Raw genomic sequence first — 17537 nt, 5'->3', positions numbered from 1 at the left:
GTCAGTCGAGTCGTCGCCCGAGGGCGTCCCCGACCTCGTTGCGGACCTGCCGGACGATCGGCATCGGATCGTCGCGGTGGAGGAAGTCGAACGATCGGTCCTCGATGCACGATCTGGCGATCTCGCCGGCGCGACCCGGGAGCGAGGGCCGTTCGACGAACGGCGACTTCTCACGGGCGACGCTGACGAGGTGTTCGAGCTCGCCGTAGAGGTAGTGGGTGCTGACGCCGGTCTCGTAGCCGGGCTCGATCAGCTCGCTGCGGCCCGTCGCGGCGAGCCAGTACCAGGCCGGGAAGTCGGCGCCCGCCTCGACCGCACACGCCAGCGACTGCCACATCCGCGGGTTGATCTCGACGATCGAGAACTCGCCGGTCTCGGCGTCCTCGATGTACTCGATGCAGGCCAGCCCGTGCCACTCGAGTTCGTCGAGGATCGCCCGCCCGGCTTCCTCGAGTTCGGGGATGTGGACCGACTCGCGGTAGACCCCGCCGCTGCCGGTGTAGGAGTCGCCACGGAGCTGGCGGTGCTGGAAGGTGCCCAGCGCCTCGCCGTGGTCGTACAGCGCGCCGAAGACGTACTCGCCGGCACCCTCGACGTACTCCTGGACGATCGGCTCGTGGCCCATCTTTTCGATCAGCGCGTCCGTATCGGGCGCCTCGCCGGGTGCGATGTGCTCGACGGATTTGGCGATCTTCGAGTCCTCGAGTTCGAACTCCTCGAGGTAGGCGTCGGTCAACAGGTTGTACCGGGACTTGACGATCCGGTTGTCGCTCCAGTCCTCGACCTCGGTGAGCAGTTGGGTCTCCGGGATCGCCACGCCGGCGTCGGTCGCGATCTCCGCGAGGCGCTTGCGGTCGTGGACGTTCCGGAGCGTCTCCATTTGCGGCACGACGAGGTCGACGTGGCGATCGAACGCCTCGTAGTCCCGCGAGAGGATGTACGTGTCGTGCGGGCGGTGCGGGACGATGGTTCGGACGTCCGGACGGGCGGCCAGTCCGAGCAGCGCGTCCCTGTAGGCCGGCAGATTACTCGGCGGCGGCACGAGGACGGACTCGTCGCAGTACCGCGAGGCCGTAACGCTCAGGTCGGTGTCGTCGACCGCGGCGATCGTGTAGACGTCTTTCGACCCGAGCGAACGGATCGAGGCGTACCCGTGGGGGTACCGGGAGGCGGTGACGACGACCGCGTCGCGATCGTCACTCAACGTCGATCACCTGCGACTGTCGGGAGAGCGGATCGATCATCTCCGTTCCGTTCGACTCGGTAGCGTCGGTAAGGTACTCCGTTACAGGCATCGTTAACACCGTCAGTAGCGTGTAGAGTTCGCCGACACGATCCTCGTCGTGGCAGTGAGTCTGATACAGCCGTCGGATCGCGTCGGCGTCGGGGCCGGGGAACGCGTCGGCCAGATGACCCCGGTGGTCGAGAACTTCGTCCGTGAACTCGAACGAGCGAAGCAGCTCCGCGTCGTCCAACCAGGGCCCGTCGGTCAAGTACGGCTTCGGGGGAGTCCGATTGGTGACGTGCTTGCGCCAGAACTCAAGGAAGTGTTCGCCGGCGTACTCGACCGGGAACGACCGCGAGATCGAGACGCCGGTGCTGGCGTGTGGGATCGCGGCGAGCTCGGGGTCCAGACGGGTAACCGCCTGACCGACGAGATCCCGTCGAAGGCGGTATCGGGACGGCATCGACAGCGAGATATCCAGGAGCCGATTGTCGAGAAACGGCGACCGATAGGGGAGCATCCGGCGGAGGTCGCTGTGGAACCGCATATCGTCGTCGTTCGAGAGCGGATAACAGCTGCCGTAGTAGACCAGATCCTCGAGCGACTCGTAGGTCACGCCGTGGTGGACGATCCGGTCGCCGTCCCGGTAGATGTTCGACTCGAGGATCGTCCGGAGATCGGTCGGCAGATCGAAATTGTCGTGGGCGCGCTCGAGCAGGAGGTCGACGTACTCGTCGACGGTTTCGATCGGACGTTCGATCGGTACCATCATCGAACCGAGCGGTCCCAGCGAGAGCTTCGGCGACGGGACGCTGTACCCGCCGAACAGCGAGTCGCTGTACAGCCCCGACAGCAGCCCGTCGACCCGGTCGGTGATCTGGAACTCGAACCCGCTCGTGTAGGGCTGACTGAACCAGCCGTTGAAGGAGTCGGCCCACCGGTTCCGCTCGAGGGCGCCGATGCGGTACTCCGGTCCTCGCTCGAGCATCTCGAACTCCGCCCCGGCCGCGAGGGCCACTCGCTCGGCGATGCGGGCTTCGCGGTTCATCCAGTCGTTCATGTGGAACGCGGTCGCGTTCTCGAGGACCGACAGGGCGAGCCGGGAGTCGCTGCCTCCCGACAGCAAGACGCCGTACTCGTGGCCGTCGTGGGTCCACTCGTCGACGACGGTCCGGAATCGGTCGGCGAACTCCTCGACGAACCACTCGAAGGACTCGTCGCGGGGCTGGTACCGGGGTCGCCAGTACTGTTCGGTCCGGACCGATCCGTCGCCGAGCGCGATCGAGGTGATCGTCCCTGGCTCGAGCTTCTCGACACCCTCGAGGGGCGTCTTCACGCCGAAGGTGCGCCGAAAGGCGAGGTACTCGTGGAGGTACGCCGGGTGGAACGCGGTGTCGACGTTCGGATGGTACGGAATCAACTGGACGTTCGTCGAGAAGACGATGGAGCCGTCGTCGGTTCGCGTCCAGTAGACTGGAACCGTGCCGAACCGGTCGGTACAGAGCGCGAAGCGCTGCCTCGCTCGATCGTAGAGCAACAGCGTGTAGTTCCCGTTGAGCCCCTCGAGGAACTCGAATCCTGTTCGCTCGTACATCGAGAGGCAGTACCGGGCCGGGTCGACGTCGGCCGGGCGGGACTCGTACCCGCCGGACTGGCCCGTTTCGGCGGGATCGTACCCGTAGACGTCCCCGAGAAGCCAACAGCGAACCGACTCGCTCTCGGCATCCGCCGTCTCGCCCGACGAGTGACACGCGGCGGGGTCGGTGGCGACCGCGACGTGGTCGGTCGCGTATCGGATCCCCGACTCGGACGGAAGCCACTCCTCGAACACCCCCCCGGACAGCGATCCGTCGGCACGGATTTCACCGTGCGTATACACCACGAGAGATCACCTCGACTCCGGATCGGCGACACCCGCTCGGCCGATCGGTCGTCGTCGATACGTACAGACTGGCAACATCACAGTCGGGAGAAATCTATTCTGGCTGTTTATTATAGCGTCGGTAAAGACTGCCCGCCGAGGGACAACGCGGGTATGGATCGGCCTAACTATTCCGAAATCGGACAGGTACGAAAACCGACCTTCGAACGCGGCTTAATCGGAAGTTAAGGGAGCCAACGCGGGAACGACCGGTCCTCGCGAGACGGAACTGTTTCACCAGCGGGCGAAACGGATTCGTATCGGCAATCGTCGGCGTTGTACCGAAGGCGTCGGCCCGGTGATCGGTCGGGCCGACACCGCGGTCACTCCCGTTCGCCGTCGGTAGCGAGATCCGTTCCCTCCCCGATCGGCCCCGCCCGGAACTCGAGGGCGCCCCCGTCCGGGATTCGTTCGGCGACGGTCTCGGTGTCCTCGAGGAGCCGAACGGTGCCGTCCCGACGATAGAACGCGACCGCATCGTCGGGGACGTTCGCGAACTTCCGCACTGCTGCGACCGTCGTCTTCTTTCCAACCACCATCTCCTCCCCATCGACGATCACGGTTCGCGGCATACGTGGTGTACGCACACTGTCATTTAATACGTTTCTATAAGCTGTCATTACCGTCAGACGGAGCGAGCGGTCGGTCCGGCGCCGGGAGTTCGCCGTTTTCGATCCCGCGGCGACGGGAGAGGGGCTGCTGGATCCGAGACGGGTCGCGTTCGGATCCCGATCTCGAGGTGTGAACGTTGGAGTGAGGGGTTCTCGTACGGCTCACCGCTGACGAACGGGTAGCAAAACTGGGAGCGCTACGCCCGCGTCCTTCGGCGTTGGAAGGGGATCAGAAAACGAGTGTGTCGCTCGGATTCGAGCCACGCGAACGGCTCGCGGTGCTCGCCGTTTCCTATTTCAAATCCGAGTTGGATTCCATACTCGTGGCTCACGACGTTGTTCGCCACGAGAACATGGGCCAACTCGGATTTGAACCGAGAGCCTCCACCTTATCAGAGTGGCGCTCAACCTAATTGAGCTATTGGCCCGCGACCGCATCTGTCCGTTGTGCGCTGGGATGGTTAAGTGTTTCTTTCTGGAAGGGCCGTGAGAATCGCTACCGGGCGTAGGGATCCTCGTCGTCGACGTCGGCGTCGTCGGTTCGCTCGTCACCGAACTCGACCGTGTACGACTCGTCGCTGTCGACGGAGTAGTCGTCCTCGCCGAGGTCGTAGGTACCGCCGTCGGACCACCGAGCCCGCGCCTCGTCTTCGTCGGCGCTTCCGCCGGGGAATCCGAACGTCCAGACGTTCCCGCTCGCGAAGCCGCCCGCCTTTTTGTCCGCGTACGGAACGATCACGTAGCGTTTGAGCGCTGCCCGAATCGGGACCCGGGTCACCGGAACGACCAGCAAGAACCCGATCAGGTCGGTGACCAGGCCCGGGGTGAGCAGGAACGCGCCCGAGGCGATCAGGAAGCCGCCGTCGAGCAACTCGTTCGTCGGCGGCCGCCCCTCGGCGAGCGAGCGTTGCATCTTTCCGATCGTCCGCCGTCCCTCCGCTCTGACGAGCAGCATACCGACGAGACCGGTCAGAACGACCAGCAGTACCATCGGCACCCAGCCGATGTAGGCGGTCGCGACGAACCCGAGGAGTATCGCATCGAGAAACGGGATCAGCAGCAACGCGAGGATCCACCGGAGCATACTCCGATATAGCCGGCGACGGGTGAAAACCCTTTACACTCCGCGCCCGTCCGCGGTGCGAGTCCCCGAACGAAGCGCTTACCCTGCCGACGCCCGGACGATCGGTATGAACGATTCGACGCGCGTCGAGTGGCGCGAGTGGGGTCAGGACGCCTTCGACGAGGCCGAGTCGGAAGCGGTTCCGGTCCTGTGTGCGCTGACCGCGACGTGGTGCGATCACTGCCACGAGATGGACGCCGAGACCTACGCCGAGCCCCGGATCGCGGCGCACGTCAACGACGGATTCGTCCCGGTGCGAGTCGACGTCGACCGCAACCCGCGCGTGCGCGATCGGTACAACATGGGCGGATTTCCGTCGACGGTCTTCCTGGCACCCGACGGAACCGTCCTGACCGGATCCGGATACCTCGGTCCGGACGGGATGCGCCAGGTCCTCGACAGCGTCCGGACGATGTGGCAGACCAAAGGAAGCGGCGCCGCCCGCGTCCCGCGGCCACTCAGAGAGGACGAGCCGCCGGCCGGGGAGCTCTCGAGCGATATCGAATCGTCGATGCTCGGCCGACTCGAGGAGGCCTACGACGAGGTCGCTGGGGGGTGGGGGACCGAACCGAAGTTCCCGCTGCCCGACGCCCTCGAGTTCGCGCTCAAGCGGAACCGCGAGATGGCGCTTCGGTCGTTCGACGCCGTCGGGGCGAACCTGTTAGACGAGTACGACGGCGGGTTCTACCGGTTCGCGACCGATCGCGACTGGTCGGGCCTGCAACACGAGAAGCTGCTCGACTCCAACGGCGCGCTCGTGCGCGCGTTCGCGAACGCCTACCTCCTGACGGGGAAATCCGAGTACCGCGAGCCCGCCGAGCGCACCGTCGAGTTCCTGACGACGACGCTGTGGAACGGCGACGCAGAGGCGTTCGCGAACAGCCAGGCCCCCGGAGACCCCGAGAGCCACGGTCTCGAGCCGACCGAGCGCGCGGCGGCCGACGAGCCGCCCGTCGACGACGGCGTCTTCGCCGGTCCGAACGCGCTGGCGATCGAGGGACTGCTTACCTTCTCCGCCTACACCGACGATCAGCGGGCGCGGCGGTACGCCGAGCGCGCGCTCTCGACGCTGCGGGCCGACCTGCTCGAGGACGGGATCGTCAGGCACCAACTCGAGCCCGAGCGCGGAGCCGACGACCAGCCGACGCCGCTGCTCTCGAACCAGGCCCGCGTCCTCGGCGCGTTGACGACGACCGCGAGCACCCTCGAGACCGACGCCCTCGCGGAGGCCGCGGCGGTCGCCGACGCGACGATCGAGCGACTCCGCGACGGCGACTCCTTCGTCGACAGCGCGGGCGAGGGCGTCGGGCTCTGCGATCGACCGCTGCGGCCCCTGGACGCGAACGTCGCCCTCGCCGACGGGCTGCTCGAGCTGGCGGTGCTTTCCGGCGAGGATCGATACCGAACGGTCGCCCGAGAGACGCTCGAGGACTTCGCCGGCGCCAGCGACCGTTTCGGCGTCCAGGTCGCCCGATACGGAACGGTCGCGGCACGACTGCTCGAGGGACCGCTCGCGATCCGAATCGGCGACGAGCCCGGATCGGATCTCCATCGCGCGGCGCTGCGGCTCGCGGACCACGAGAAGGTCGTCGTCCCCGCCGCCGACCTCGAGGCAGGGACCGCACGCGTCGAGCACGGCGACCGACGCTCCGACCCCGCCGAAACTCCCGAGCAGTTGAGCGAGCGGGTGGGGGAAATTCTCGACTAACGCGCGGGGTTCACCCCGCGTGTCGAGCGACGGTCAAACCACCACAGTGTTTTTGTTTCTCGGGTGAGCCGTTACGAGTATGGCCAGTCTCAGGGATCTCGGGCTCTCCGAGTACGAGGCTCGAGCGTACCGGGCGTTGCTCAATACCGGGCCCACAACGGCGAAGGAGTTGTCGCGCGCGAGCGACGTCCCGATGGGACGGATCTACGACGTCCTCAATAGCATCGAGCAGTACAACCTCGTCCGCAGCCAGACCGCGAGCCGCCCGAAAAAGTACGTCGCCGTCGAACCCGCGACCGCGCTGGATCGCCTCCTCGAGGACAAGAAACGCGAACTCGACGAGAAGGCCGACCAGTACGAGTCGATCGTCGACGATCTGGCCGACGAGCTCGACGCGGCCGACCCCGTCGAGGAACAGTTCTGGACCGCCGCGGTCGGCCCCGAGGAGACGATCGACCTGCTGCTCGAGCGGCTGGCGGCCGCAGACGACCACATCGTGATGGTCGCCGCGGATCCGGTCCCCGAACGGGACATGCAGGCCGTCAGCGAAGACGTCCTCGCCCAGCTCGAGGACGCCCTGGATCGGGGCGTCTCGGTCGACATCCTGATGACGCGGAACATGGTCGACTCCCTCTCGGAGAAGGTCGGGGCGCGCTACCAGAGCGCGCTACAGAGCCGCGACGACTTCCACGTCCGCACGAACGACGACGTGACGGGATCGTTCAACATCATCGACGGCGTCGAGATCTGTATCCAGGTACCGAACCCGCTGTCGTCGGGCGACGCGTTCGGAATGATCGACCTGAAGGATCCGGAGTTCGCCGCGAACGTCCACGGCGAGTTCGCCCCGCGGTGGGAGGAAGCGAAGCCGCTTGCGTTCTAGTCGTCGACTTCCGATCGGAGCTGATCCAGTTCGACGACGCGCTCGGCGTGGGCGTTGTGCTGGTGGATCGACTCGTCGTTGGACTGTTTCATCGTGATCACTGCGTCGTCGGGCAGGTGGTCGAACTCCTCGACGACGCCCTCGGCCATCGAGCGCACGCAGTCCTCGACGAACTTCGCGTCGGCGTGGGCCGCGTAGGTCATGTGGTCCTCGTCGGGTCGCTTCGCGAGGTTGTAGATCCGGGCGCTCATCGAATCCCGCGCGATGTCGATGATGTCGTTCAGGTCGACGTCCGGATCGCCGTCGGACTCGACGGTCAGGGTCGCGTGCCCGCGCTGGGAATGGCCCGGCTGTGGGACTTCCTCCAGAAACGTGGTGATCGTCTCCTCCTCGACGCCCAGGTCCTCGAGGGTCTGTTTCGCGCGCGCGGCGGACATCCCTTGCGAGCAGGGACAGACGGTCATTCCGACGACCTCGGCGCCGATCTCCTCGCGGGTGCCCTCCTCCGTAGCGGTCGCGGACGCGATAATATCGACGGTGTGTTGGGTCTCGCGGTCGCTGGCGGGGGTCTGCTCGCGGCGCATGAACTCGGCTTCCATCGTGACCTCCGCGCGGGAGGTGTACTCGTGTTTCCCGAGCAGCCGTTCGGCGACCTCGCCGCAGACCTCCTCGACGCGGTAGGCCTCGTCGCGGGTCGCGTCCTCGAGAATTTCGTCGATGACCTCCATGTTTCGGCTCATGTCCGCGCCCTTGCGCCACGACGGGAGGTCGACGAAGACCTCGAACTCGGCCGTGAGGACGATCGGACGTTTCTCTTCGCGAGCGATCTTGACGAGTTTCTCGACGCCGGTGACGCCGACCTGGCTCAGGCCGACGGTGACGTCGGGCGAGGACGCCTGGACGTCCGGGAGCTGTTGACTCATTGGCCGTATTCGGGGTAGCGTGCGATTCAACCTTTCGGAAGCGAGAGCGAGATTCGCTCGCACGGCGTCCCGATAGCCGACGAAGCCGTTCATCGCGGTCGGATCGTGTGGCCACGGGACTGTCCCGCTCTTTCTTTAAGTGCTTCTGGCAACAAGGTAGAGCTATGACGGGAAGCCGGGCGTTCTACCGTTCTCAGTTCCACTACAGCTGCGCGTCTCGAACGACCTCGAGAGCCGAGAACTCAGGGGTCGACACACGGTAACGATGGCATCGATCCCCACACACGTACGCGAGACGATCGATTCACAGCTCGACGAGATCGAACGCTCTCGAGAGGTGTCGATCGTCCTGGCGGTCGCCCGCGGGAGTCGCGCCTGGGGCGCGGCGGGACCCGACAGTGACTACGACGTCGGGTTCGTCTACGCGCCGACGGATCTCCGACGGTACGCCCACCTCCGTGGGGTCGACGAGGTCGTCCTCGAGGAGCGCGAGGAGTTCGAGTACCAGGGCTGGGACGTCCGCAAGTTCGCGGCGCTGCTAGCTGACTCGAACGACGGCGCGATCGACCTCCTGCGGAGCCCGATCCGGTACCGAACGCGCTACGACCCTGGTGCGCTCGAGGCCTACGTCGAACGGACATACAACCCGATCGACCTCTACCACGCCTGGCGCGGGATCGCGGCGACCAACTACCGCAAGTACCTCTCGAGACACCTGGTCCGGAGCGACGACGAGCGCTTCCCGATCCTCGAGCGCCGCGACGGAAAGTACGTCGTCGAGACCGAAGACGGGACGGCGATCGTCGCCGCGGACGACAAGCGGTTCGCCGAGACGGGGACGCGACCGACGGTCAAGCGGAACCTGACCGTTATCCGCGCCGCGATGGCCGCACGATACCTGAAGACGACGGGCGAGCGCGGCGACCACGAACTGCCCGCTCTCGAGTTCGGGAGCTTCCTCGAGGAGCAGGCGCCCGCGATCTTCGACGAGGAACGGATCGACCGCTCCCGGGACCTCCTCGAGCGCAAGCGCGCGGGCGAGGGAAGCGTCCGGATCGGCGCCGCGGTCGATCGCGCGTTCGCCCACCCGCCCGAGCGGATCGATCCGGCGGTCCACGCTCGAGACGGCCCCGATCGTGCTCGACTGGACGAGTACGTCGACGAGTTGATCGCGGCGAGTCGGTGACGCGAGTCACCGTCCTCGATTTAAATGTCTCTGGTCACAAGATAGAGATACGACGGGAGATCGTTGCCTCTCGAGTTTCTAACCCGGTAGCTGTGGGTCTCCGATCGAAACCGGGTGTGCGTCTCTCGGCCTTTAAGTGATTTTGGTCACAAGGAGAAGCTACGACGGGAGGTCATTCGTTCTTCGGTACTGCACCCCCTCTGCTCGAGCGACTGCTCTCTTCGGGAGGACGACGCAGGGGGGACGTCCGCTCTTTAAGGAATTCTGGCCACAAGGTAGAGATACGAAGGGCTTTTCGCGGCGGATCGCACCGTTCCCACCGGGGACACAGTAGCATCTCGACTCCGGTGAAACGAGCAAGTCTTTTTCCGTCTCCCGGTCTGAGCGACACACGATGTACGACGACGGTGTTGACTCCGGGCCAGCCCTCCGGCAGGAGTCCGACCCCGACGGCCTCGAGGGGAATCGTCGCCTCGAGACGCGCCCCGGTTCCGGGGCGCTCTCCCGGGCGGACGTCCAGCGGGACTCGACCGTCCGTCAGTGGGGCGTCGTCACGCCGAGTGCGACCGTTATCGGGCGCGCGGAGTCGCCCGACGAGGAGCTCTCCGAGAGCGTTCGCCGACTCCACGACGAGCAACACGGCGCGACGCCGGGCTACAGCGAGCGCGCGCACCGACTCGATCGGCTGCGGACGACGCAGGCGCTGTGCAACGCCCTCGATCTGACCCCCTGGCAGCGGGATCTGGCGCTGGGCGTGATGGACGAGATCGATCTGACCGAGTTCGGCAGCCAACGTGCGATCCCGAAGGTCGCGCTGGTGGTGATCCGCCACGTCGTCGACGTCGACCGCCGCGCGTACTTCGGCCTCGACGACGTCGACGTCTCCGAGCTCTCACCCAATCGGATGGACGAGCTGTTCGGCCAGTACCGCGCCCACGACATCACCGACGAGGAGGCCTTCAGACGCCTCGCCGCCGATCACGGACTCGACACGACGAGCCTGAACCGGCTGCGGCGCGTGTTGAAGTCCCAGCTCGAGGACGAGCTTCCCGCCTACGGCCGCAACCCCTACCGGGATCCGAACCTCCCGAGCCTCGAGGACCGAGTCGACGAGAACTCGTCCGACACGAACCGAAGCGACGCGCCCGACGATCCGAACGCCGGGGAGTGAGTCGAGCGCTCGGAGCCGTCGTCTTTTCCGTCGCGGGTCCCTACCGCAACCATGTCCGAGACCGAAACCGTCGACCGACTCACGATCTACGCCGACTACGTCTGTCCGTTCTGTTACCTGGGGAAGCGCTCGTTCGAGCGGTACCGCGACGATCGCGAGACGCCACTCGAGGTGGAGTGGCACCCGTTCGACCTCCGTTCGGGGAAGCGAAACGCGGACGGCTCGATCGATCACGCGGTCGACGACGGGAAGGACGACGACTACTACGAACAGGCTCGCGAGAACGTCCGCCGACTTCAGGAGAAGTACGGCGTCGAGATGGACCAGGAGATCGCCATCGAGGTCGACTCGCTGAACGCCCAGCTCGCCTCCTGGCACGTCTCGGAGAGCGACCCCGACCGGTGGGCGACCTTCGACGCGGCGATCTACGAGGCGCTCTGGCAGGACGGGCGGGATATCGGCGATCCGGACGTGCTGGCGGCGATCGCCGAGGAGATCGGCCTCGCCCCCGGGGAGATCCGTGACGCGATCGACGACGAGGGGCTCCGGGCGGAGCTCGAGGAGCTGTTCGACGACGCTCGACGGCAGGGCGTTACCGGGGTTCCGACGTTCGTCCACGAGGGCCGCGCCGCTCGCGGCGCGGTGCCGCCCGAACAGCTCGAGCGCCTCCTCGAGGGGGAGTAGCTACTCGAGTTTCTCGAGCGCCTCGAAGAAGTTCGCCCGCGGTCCGGCGAGCGTGACGGGTTCGTCCGCGACCGAGACGTCGACGGTCGCCGGCGGCTCGAGCTCCCGCCGGTTTCGCCCGTCGCTGATCGCGTAGGCGGTTTCGGCGTCCGCGACCGAGAGCTCGATCTCGGCGTCGCGGTCGACGACCAGCGGCGGCATTGCCTCGGTCGCCGCCATCTGGTTGACGATCAGCGCGTCGGCTCCGGGGCGAACGAGCGGACCGCCCTCGCCGAGGTTGTACGCCGTCGACCCCGTCGGCGTGGCGACGAGAACCCCGTCGGCGTGGCCCTCGGCGTAGCGCTCGCCGTCGACCCGGATTTCGATCGTCGCGCCCCCGCCGTGGCCCCGCCGGGGGCCGTGGACGACGACCTCGTTGAGCGCCGGCTCGAGGGCCCACCCCTCGCCTTCGGCCCGGAGTCGATCGAGTCGACGACCGTCGACGGCGCCGTCCGCCCGGACCGAGTCGACGACGTCGGCGACGACGGGGACGGCGTCCCCGGGATCGACGGCGTTGAGAAAGCCGACTTCCCCGAGGTTGATGCCGAGGATCGGCGTCCTCCCCACCTCGCGAGCGACGAACAGCAACGTTCCGTCGCCGCCGATGCTGACGACCAACTCGCGACTCGCCATCGACGCGACCGGGACGCCGTCCTCGTCGATCGCGGCGCCGGTCGACTCGTCGACGACGACGGTCGCGTTCTCGAGGGAGTCGATCAGCGTCGCGGCGAGTGCCTGTGCCCGCTCGTTGTCGCGCTGGGCGACGATTCCGACGGCGACGTCCATCGTGGTCGCATACCGGCCCGCGGGTGAAAAGGCCACCCGTCTCCGTCCGAGTGCGAGGTCCCTGCGGGATGCGATCGCAGCCCACACTTTCTTTCGGAATCGGGGCTAGCTACGGGTATGGCCGAACGGACGACCAACGACGAAGTGCTGAGCCGAAGCGAACTCGCCGACTACCTCTCGGAGCTCTCCCGGCGGTTCGACGAGGGCGAGAGCGGGGTCGACGTCCCCGTCGGAAACAAGACCGTCTCGCTCGGTAACTCCGAGGACGTCTCGGTCTCGGTCGACGTCGTAGAACGCTCCTCTCGGCTACGGGGCGACCGCGAGACGGTAACGGTGACGATGAGCTGGAAACCCGACTCGTAGCCCGATCGAACGCGTTCGGGCGACGCGACGCACCTGCATGCAGTCGACGGACGGACGCCGCGAGGTACTACCGGTGTGGAAGCCGCGGGCTCGCGGAGAACCGAGACGGCGTGGGATCGATGGTTCGAGATCGGGGAGGAGGGGATACCCTCGTCGGATTCGATCCGCCAAAAGTGCGCGGTCCGGGATTTGAACCCGGGCTAGCTGCGTGGGAGGCAGCTGTCCTACCGCTGGACCAACCGCGCTCCGTATCCGGAGTTTCCGTTCTACGAAGTTAAGGTCACCGTTTCCCGCGGGACGCTACACTCCCGGCCGTGAGCGGCCCGCCGATCCGCTGCGGACGCCCGACCGATCTCTCCGAGCCCCGAGCGAGGGTCCTTTCCCCCTCGCGCTTCGGAGGAGGCGAACGCGCTCTGACTCGAGCGACGATCGAAACCGACCGAACGTCCACGTTGCGTCGTTCAGGGGAGCCTATTAGGTCCGTCCTTCCGTACCTCCGTTCGATGCTCGATCTTCGGTTTTCCGACGCGGAGCTGGACGAACGGCGCGATCACATCACGAACTTCGTTCGCGAGCAGGTCGAAGGCGCGGGAACCGACGGGGCGGTCCTCGGGCTCTCGGGCGGGATCGACAGCACGCTCGTCGCCCACCTCGCGGTCGACGCCCTCGGCGTCGAGGGCGTTCACGGGCTCGTCCTCCCGGCGCGGGTCAGCGGCGACGACAACATGAGCGACGCCGAACGCGTTGCCCGCGAGCTCGGGATGAGCTACGACGTGATCGAGATCGAACCGATCGTCGACTCGCTACTCGGCGCCTACCCCGAGGCCGAGGGCGACCGAACCGCGGTCGGAAACGCTCGAGCCCGCGTCCGGGCGGTGCTGAACTACCTCGTCGCGAACCACGAGAGCCGACTCGTACTCGGCACCGGTAACCGCAGCGAGGCCGCGGTCGGCTACTTCACGAAGTACGGCGACGGCGCCGTCGACTGCCACCCGATCGGGAACCTCTACAAGGCCCAGGTCCGCCAGCTCGCTCGCCACGTCGGCGTCCCCGAGGATCTGGCGGCGAAACCCGCGACGGCGGAGCTCTGGGAGGACCAGACCGACGAAGACGAGATGGGATTCGACTACGAGACGCTCGATACGATCCTCGCCAGCCACGTCGATGGCCCGCTGTCGGCCGACGTGACGGCCCGCGAGCACGGTATCGACGTCGAGACCGTCGAGACGGTCCGACGGATGTACGAGCGCAGCGCGCACAAGCGCCGGGCCCCGCCGTCGCCGGACCCCCTCGAGTAGCGCCCGGTCTCGCCTACCGCCACTCCTCCTCGAGGAGCCCGTACCAGTGGGTATCCCGGTACTCGCCGTCGACGAACGCGGCGTCGCGGTGGACGCCCTCCTCGGAGAACCCGACCGACTCGAGGAGTCGCTTCGAGCCGTCGTTGAACCCGTAGACGCGGGCGGCGAGGCGGTGGAGTCCGAGCTGGTCGAACCCGTGGCCGACGACGAGCTCTACGGCCTCGGTTCCGTACCCCCGGCGCTGGTGGGCCGGCGCGATCCAGTAGCCCAGCTCGGCGCCGGCCGACTGCCAGTCGATCGCGTCGAGGCCGACCGTCCCCACGGGGGTCGCGTCGGCGACCACCAGGAGGTGGATCGCGTCGTCCGAGCAGACGACGTCGTCGTAAAACGCCCGCTCCTGCTCGGCGTTGAGCGGCATCGAGCGCCCGATCGGCCGTCGGATCGCGGGATCGTTGACCTGGGCCTGGAGGAACTCGAGGTCTTCCTCCTCGATCGTGCGCAGCGTGACGTCGTCGCCGGTCAAAAACGCGGGTCCGGGCATCTACCCGACACCTCCACGGCGGGCGAAAAAAGCGGTTCGGCCGTCCGCGATCCGATCCCGGTCCCCGCTACTCGAGCAGTTCTCCGAGCTCCGGAGCGTGTGTCTCCGCCAGCTCGCCGAAGGCCTCGACCTCCCGTCGCTCCTGGGTCGCGCGGTCGGCGTCGTCGCGCACCCGTCGTTTCAGGACGGCGAGCGCGTCGGTCTCGGTGGCCGCGAGCTCCTCGGCGACCGTCCGGGGGCGGTCCTCGAGCCGCGAGAGCAGCCCCATTCGGAGCGCCTCCTCGGCGCCGACGACCCGCCCGGTACAGGCGAGCTCCAGGGCGGCGCCCTCGCCGACGATCCGGGGCAGCCGGACGGTGCCACCCCAGGCGCCGAACAGCCCGAACGTGACCCCCGGTTCGCCGTAGCTCGAGTCGGGGGTCCCGACCCGGAGGTCACAGGCCAGCGCGAGCTCGAGGCCGCCGCCGCGGGCGGGGCCGTCGATCTCCGCGACGACGACGGGATCGGCGTCCTCGATCGTCCGGGCGACGCGCTGGCCGAGCCGGGCGAACCCCTCGGCCTCTTCCCGGTCGAGTTCGGCGACCGCCTCGAGGTCGGCGCCGGCGCAAAACGCCGGGCCGGCGCCCCGGAGCGCGAGCACCGGTTCGTCGGCGTCGGCGACCGCCCGCTCGAGGGCCTCGAGTCCGGCGACGGTCAGGGCGTTGCGTCGGTCCGGCCTGTCGATCGTGATCGTGCGGATCGGTCCCTCGCTGTCGACGTCGATCATGTGAGGAGTGTACCGGGCGTTTCCAAAGGTCTTTGCCTCCTCCCTCGTAACGGCCCTATGATGGAACAGGCGGACAGCTGTCGGCGTGCGGCCCTCGAGGCCGTCACGGACGTCGAGCCCCCGGCGCTACACGAGTTCATCGAATCCACGCTCGAGAGCGCGTCGATGCTCCCCGGCGCGCTCACCCTCGAGAGCGCCCGCGCGGTCGACTCGAGCGACCCGATCGGTCGGGACGACGGGATCGTCACGCACGCCGCCGGCGTACAGCTCATCTACGAGGGGCTCCGACTCACCCGCTCGCTGGCCCACGAGGAACCCTGGTCCGACGCGGAGACCGACGCCGACGGCGACCTCGAGGTCCTCGCGGCCGACATCCTCGTCGCCCGCGGCTTCTACCTGCTGGCCCGGACCGACGCCGCGGACAAGGCGGTCCGAACCGTCCAGGCGTTCGGCCGCGACCAGACCCACCGACTCGAGAGCCGTGAGGGCTCCGACCCCGCGGCGACCCGCGATACGAACCTCGAGCGGGACGTCCTCGAGCTGGCGGTCTGTGCCGGCGCCGCGGCCGTCGACGAGGGCCCGTCCCCGTCGCTGCTCGAGACCGCCGACGAGATCGCCGCGGCCGCCGACACGTCGTTTCCCGCGGTCAAGCGGTCGGCGATCGGTACCGACCCGCTCTCGGAGCACTCGCTCGAGGAGTCGCCGACCGATCGCGCGACATCGGTCACCGACAGCTGATCGCGACACAGCGACCCACGCCTGCTGGCGAATCGAAACCCCTAAAGTGGACTCGGCGTAACGAACGAGTGCGCGCCTGGGTAGCTTAGCGGTAAAGCGCGTCCTTGGTAAGGACGAGACCCCGGATTCAAATTCCGGCCTAGGCTCTCACCGAATTCTGCCGTTCGGCGCTTCGTCCTCGAGCGAGAGCCGTCGATACGGGAACAGCGGCGACGTCTCGAGGGCGACCTGCGTGGTTCGACCGCCGACGCTCGCGAGACGGGTTTCGAAAGGGATAAATTCGCCTCGGACGAACCCCGAATTACGCGCCTGGGTAGCTTAGCGGTAAAGCGCGTCCTTGGTAAGGACGAGAGCCCGGGTTCAAATCCCGGCCTAGGCTCTCCCCGTTTTTCGAACTCGAGAGCCGTCGCTCCGATCACAGCCGACCTCGAGGGACACCCCTGCCCAGACTCGAGTCTCCTCCCAGCGCTCGAGAACCGGCGCCTTCGTATATGTACCGGGCGGTGGAAGTCGCTACTATGAACGTCCTCGTTCCCCTCGACGACTCCGAGCCGGCGCTGGCGGCCCTCGAGCACGCCCTCGAGACGTTTCCGGAGGCCGAGATCACGGTGTTGCACGTCGTGAACCCGTCGGTCTCCGCGTACCAGACCGAGGCGCCGTACAACTTCCCGCGAGCGGTCGAGCTCGAGGAGGAGAAGGCGGAGTCGCTGTTCGAGAGAGCCCGGGAGATCGCAGCGGATCACGAGGGGGGACTCGAGACCGCGACGATGGTCGGCTCCCCGCCCCGCGGGATCGTCGAGTTCGCGAACGAGCACGACGTCGATCAGATCGTGCTCGGAAGCCACGGACGGTCCGGCGTCTCCCGGGTCCTGCTGGGAAGCGTGGCGGAACAGGTCGTTCGCCGCGCGCGGGTTCCGGTGACGGTCGTTCGGTGATCCGGGAGCGCGAGCCGAACGCCCTATCGGTATCGCCGGTTCCCGCGAGCCGGGAATCGGGTAGCAGTTCAGTACCGCCGAGCACTCAGTCCCGATCGATGGAAACGAACGAACTCCTCGACGGGGAAGCGCTGACCGGAAAACACGCGGCGATCGTGTTCGCCCTCTGGCTCGGGTTCGTGGTCGTCGGCGCCCTTCTCCTTACGTTCGTGGTGTGAGCGCGTCGAACACGAGGTCGTTTCGACGGGTACCGCCTCCGAGCGGGCTGATTGCGGGAGACCGCTCCGAACTTACTTCTCGCCGGCGAACCGTCGGAACGCGACGTAGAGGACGGCGACCAGAACGAGAAGGACCGTCAGACTCCGCGCCGTCCTCGCGAGGGCGCCCGTTCCGGACGTCTCGGGTTCGGTTTCGGTCGACTCCTCGTCGGCCGTCTCGCCCTCGAGGACGGCGTCCGATTCCGCGGTCGGTTCCTCGAGCGCGCCCTCGACACCCTCGAGGATCGGCTCCCGCAGCGGCGTCGTCATGGCGGCCCGGACCGCCTCGCGGACGAGTAGCTGCACGAGTTCGTGCTCCAGATCGAGTTCCTCCATCGCGGGTTTCATTGCGACGGACGGTTCGACGGACAGTCGGATA

The 17537-nt window shown here is 67.2% G+C and carries 18 protein-coding genes and 4 tRNA genes; 11 read left to right on the top strand and 11 right to left on the bottom strand.

Annotated elements, in window-relative coordinates:
* Nucleotide 1 precedes the first annotated feature (1 nt).
* The 5 genes from GWG54_RS00265 to GWG54_RS00245 all read right to left on the bottom strand — a co-directional run bounded on the left by GWG54_RS00265 (nt 2) and on the right by GWG54_RS00245 (nt 4841).
* Complete coding sequence (locus GWG54_RS00265; protein WP_167935867.1) at nt 2-1204, bottom strand: carboxylate--amine ligase; 1203 nt, start codon at nt 1202-1204, stop codon at nt 2-4.
* Nucleotides 1197-3107, bottom strand: coding sequence for an asparagine synthase-related protein (locus GWG54_RS00260; protein ID WP_167935866.1), 1911 nt, complete (start codon nt 3105-3107; stop codon nt 1197-1199). Before GWG54_RS00260 ends, GWG54_RS00265 begins: the two co-directional genes overlap by 8 nt.
* Nucleotides 3108-3469: 362 nt before the next feature.
* A complete protein-coding gene (locus tag GWG54_RS00255) occupies nt 3470-3718 on the bottom strand; it encodes a hypothetical protein (protein WP_167935865.1) in 249 nt (82 codons plus the stop codon).
* Between the two features lie 393 nt (nt 3719-4111).
* Nucleotides 4112-4185 (bottom strand) — tRNA-Ile (locus GWG54_RS00250).
* 68 nt (nt 4186-4253) lie between these two features.
* Entirely contained in the window at nt 4254-4841 is a 588-nt protein-coding gene (locus GWG54_RS00245; protein ID WP_167935864.1) for an FxsA family protein, read from the bottom strand.
* 106 nt (nt 4842-4947) lie between these two features.
* Here GWG54_RS00245 and GWG54_RS00240 point away from each other — a divergent pair, with 106 nt between their 5' ends.
* Both GWG54_RS00240 and GWG54_RS00235 read left to right on the top strand, forming a co-directional pair.
* Entirely contained in the window at nt 4948-6588 is a 1641-nt protein-coding gene (locus GWG54_RS00240; protein WP_167935863.1) for a DUF255 domain-containing protein, read from the top strand.
* Nucleotides 6589-6667: 79 nt separating this feature from the next.
* Complete coding sequence (locus GWG54_RS00235) at nt 6668-7471, top strand: TrmB family transcriptional regulator (RefSeq protein WP_167935862.1); 804 nt, start codon at nt 6668-6670, stop codon at nt 7469-7471.
* Here GWG54_RS00235 and mptA read toward each other — a convergent pair.
* Nucleotides 7468-8394, bottom strand: a complete 927-nt coding sequence (mptA, locus tag GWG54_RS00230; RefSeq protein ID WP_167935861.1) for a GTP cyclohydrolase MptA — start codon at nt 8392-8394, stop codon at nt 7468-7470. The two genes, GWG54_RS00235 and mptA, sit on opposite strands and share 4 nt — an antisense overlap.
* A 265-nt stretch (nt 8395-8659) precedes the next feature.
* On the opposite strand from mptA, the gene GWG54_RS00225 reads away from it, so the two are divergent.
* The 3 genes from GWG54_RS00225 (at nt 8660) to GWG54_RS00215 (ending at nt 11435) form a co-directional block, all read left to right on the top strand.
* A complete protein-coding gene (locus GWG54_RS00225) occupies nt 8660-9580 on the top strand; it encodes a DNA polymerase beta superfamily protein (RefSeq protein WP_167935860.1) in 921 nt (306 codons plus the stop codon).
* 394 nt (nt 9581-9974) lie between these two features.
* Nucleotides 9975-10751 (top strand): DNA-directed RNA polymerase subunit epsilon, encoded by a 777-nt coding sequence (locus tag GWG54_RS00220; RefSeq protein ID WP_167935859.1) that lies wholly within the window; start codon nt 9975-9977, stop codon nt 10749-10751.
* Nucleotides 10752-10802: 51 nt separating this feature from the next.
* On the top strand, nt 10803-11435 hold the full coding sequence (locus tag GWG54_RS00215) for a DsbA family protein (RefSeq protein ID WP_167935858.1): 633 nt from the start codon (nt 10803-10805) through the stop codon (nt 11433-11435).
* Here the strand turns inward: GWG54_RS00215 and GWG54_RS00210 are convergent, their stop codons facing one another.
* Nucleotides 11436-12260, bottom strand: coding sequence for an NAD(+)/NADH kinase (locus GWG54_RS00210; RefSeq protein WP_167935857.1), 825 nt, complete (start codon nt 12258-12260; stop codon nt 11436-11438).
* A 117-nt stretch (nt 12261-12377) separates the two neighbouring features.
* On the opposite strand from GWG54_RS00210, the gene GWG54_RS00205 reads away from it, so the two are divergent.
* Nucleotides 12378-12623: an amphi-Trp domain-containing protein gene (locus GWG54_RS00205; RefSeq protein WP_167935856.1), complete on the top strand. Its 246-nt coding sequence runs from the start codon at nt 12378-12380 to the stop codon at nt 12621-12623.
* Between the two features lie 174 nt (nt 12624-12797).
* Here the strand turns inward: GWG54_RS00205 and GWG54_RS00200 are convergent.
* A tRNA-Gly gene (locus GWG54_RS00200) sits at nt 12798-12868 on the bottom strand.
* A 258-nt stretch (nt 12869-13126) separates the two neighbouring features.
* Between GWG54_RS00200 and GWG54_RS00195 the strand changes: the two genes are divergently transcribed.
* Nucleotides 13127-13921, top strand: a complete 795-nt coding sequence (locus GWG54_RS00195) for an NAD+ synthase (RefSeq protein ID WP_167935855.1) — start codon at nt 13127-13129, stop codon at nt 13919-13921.
* 13 nt (nt 13922-13934) lie between these two features.
* Here the strand turns inward: GWG54_RS00195 and GWG54_RS00190 are convergent, their stop codons facing one another.
* Both GWG54_RS00190 and GWG54_RS00185 read right to left on the bottom strand, forming a co-directional pair.
* A complete protein-coding gene (locus GWG54_RS00190) occupies nt 13935-14462 on the bottom strand; it encodes a GNAT family N-acetyltransferase (RefSeq protein WP_167935854.1) in 528 nt (175 codons plus the stop codon).
* A 67-nt stretch (nt 14463-14529) separates the two neighbouring features.
* On the bottom strand, nt 14530-15228 hold the full coding sequence (locus GWG54_RS00185) for an enoyl-CoA hydratase/isomerase family protein (protein ID WP_167935853.1): 699 nt from the start codon (nt 15226-15228) through the stop codon (nt 14530-14532).
* A 60-nt stretch (nt 15229-15288) separates the two neighbouring features.
* Here GWG54_RS00185 and GWG54_RS00180 point away from each other — a divergent pair, with 60 nt between their 5' ends.
* The 4 genes from GWG54_RS00180 (at nt 15289) to GWG54_RS00165 (ending at nt 16901) form a co-directional block, all read left to right on the top strand.
* On the top strand, nt 15289-15966 hold the full coding sequence (locus GWG54_RS00180; protein WP_167935852.1) for a hypothetical protein: 678 nt from the start codon (nt 15289-15291) through the stop codon (nt 15964-15966).
* A 74-nt stretch (nt 15967-16040) separates the two neighbouring features.
* Nucleotides 16041-16112: transfer RNA gene (locus tag GWG54_RS00175), tRNA-Thr, on the top strand.
* 161 nt (nt 16113-16273) lie between these two features.
* Nucleotides 16274-16345: transfer RNA gene (locus GWG54_RS00170), tRNA-Thr, on the top strand.
* A gap of 139 nt (nt 16346-16484) precedes the next feature.
* Nucleotides 16485-16901 (top strand): universal stress protein, encoded by a 417-nt coding sequence (locus tag GWG54_RS00165; RefSeq protein ID WP_167935851.1) that lies wholly within the window; start codon nt 16485-16487, stop codon nt 16899-16901.
* A gap of 290 nt (nt 16902-17191) precedes the next feature.
* On the opposite strand, the gene GWG54_RS00160 is transcribed toward GWG54_RS00165, so the two are convergent.
* Nucleotides 17192-17506: a hypothetical protein gene (locus tag GWG54_RS00160; protein WP_167935850.1), complete on the bottom strand. Its 315-nt coding sequence runs from the start codon at nt 17504-17506 to the stop codon at nt 17192-17194.
* Nucleotides 17507-17537 lie beyond the last annotated feature (31 nt).

It is taken from the genome of Natronococcus sp. JC468 (genome assembly GCF_012163165.1).
Taxonomy (GTDB): domain Archaea; phylum Halobacteriota; class Halobacteria; order Halobacteriales; family Natrialbaceae; genus Natronococcus; species Natronococcus jeotgali.
This window is presented reverse-complemented; position numbering and strand designations above follow the sequence as displayed.

Bases quoted from the DNA above. Each gene is read 5' to 3' on its own strand.
- mptA (WP_167935861.1), bottom strand. From the start codon at position 8,394: ATGAGTCAACAGCTCCCGGACGTCCAGGCGTCCTCGCCCGACGTCACC.
- GWG54_RS00215 (WP_167935858.1), top strand. From the start codon at position 10,803: ATGTCCGAGACCGAAACCGTCGACCGACTCACGATCTACGCCGACTAC.
- GWG54_RS00235 (WP_167935862.1), top strand. From the start codon at position 6,668: ATGGCCAGTCTCAGGGATCTCGGGCTCTCCGAGTACGAGGCTCGAGCG.
- GWG54_RS00185 (WP_167935853.1), bottom strand. From the start codon at position 15,228: ATGATCGACGTCGACAGCGAGGGACCGATCCGCACGATCACGATCGAC.
- GWG54_RS00220 (WP_167935859.1), top strand. From the start codon at position 9,975: ATGTACGACGACGGTGTTGACTCCGGGCCAGCCCTCCGGCAGGAGTCC.
- GWG54_RS00160 (WP_167935850.1), bottom strand. From the start codon at position 17,506: ATGAAACCCGCGATGGAGGAACTCGATCTGGAGCACGAACTCGTGCAG.
- GWG54_RS00255 (WP_167935865.1), bottom strand. From the start codon at position 3,718: ATGCCGCGAACCGTGATCGTCGATGGGGAGGAGATGGTGGTTGGAAAG.
- GWG54_RS00240 (WP_167935863.1), top strand. From the start codon at position 4,948: ATGAACGATTCGACGCGCGTCGAGTGGCGCGAGTGGGGTCAGGACGCC.
- GWG54_RS00210 (WP_167935857.1), bottom strand. From the start codon at position 12,260: ATGGACGTCGCCGTCGGAATCGTCGCCCAGCGCGACAACGAGCGGGCA.
- GWG54_RS00245 (WP_167935864.1), bottom strand. From the start codon at position 4,841: ATGCTCCGGTGGATCCTCGCGTTGCTGCTGATCCCGTTTCTCGATGCG.
- GWG54_RS00180 (WP_167935852.1), top strand. From the start codon at position 15,289: ATGGAACAGGCGGACAGCTGTCGGCGTGCGGCCCTCGAGGCCGTCACG.
- GWG54_RS00190 (WP_167935854.1), bottom strand. From the start codon at position 14,462: ATGCCCGGACCCGCGTTTTTGACCGGCGACGACGTCACGCTGCGCACG.
- GWG54_RS00205 (WP_167935856.1), top strand. From the start codon at position 12,378: ATGGCCGAACGGACGACCAACGACGAAGTGCTGAGCCGAAGCGAACTC.
- GWG54_RS00165 (WP_167935851.1), top strand. From the start codon at position 16,485: ATGAACGTCCTCGTTCCCCTCGACGACTCCGAGCCGGCGCTGGCGGCC.
- GWG54_RS00225 (WP_167935860.1), top strand. From the start codon at position 8,660: ATGGCATCGATCCCCACACACGTACGCGAGACGATCGATTCACAGCTC.
- GWG54_RS00195 (WP_167935855.1), top strand. From the start codon at position 13,127: ATGCTCGATCTTCGGTTTTCCGACGCGGAGCTGGACGAACGGCGCGAT.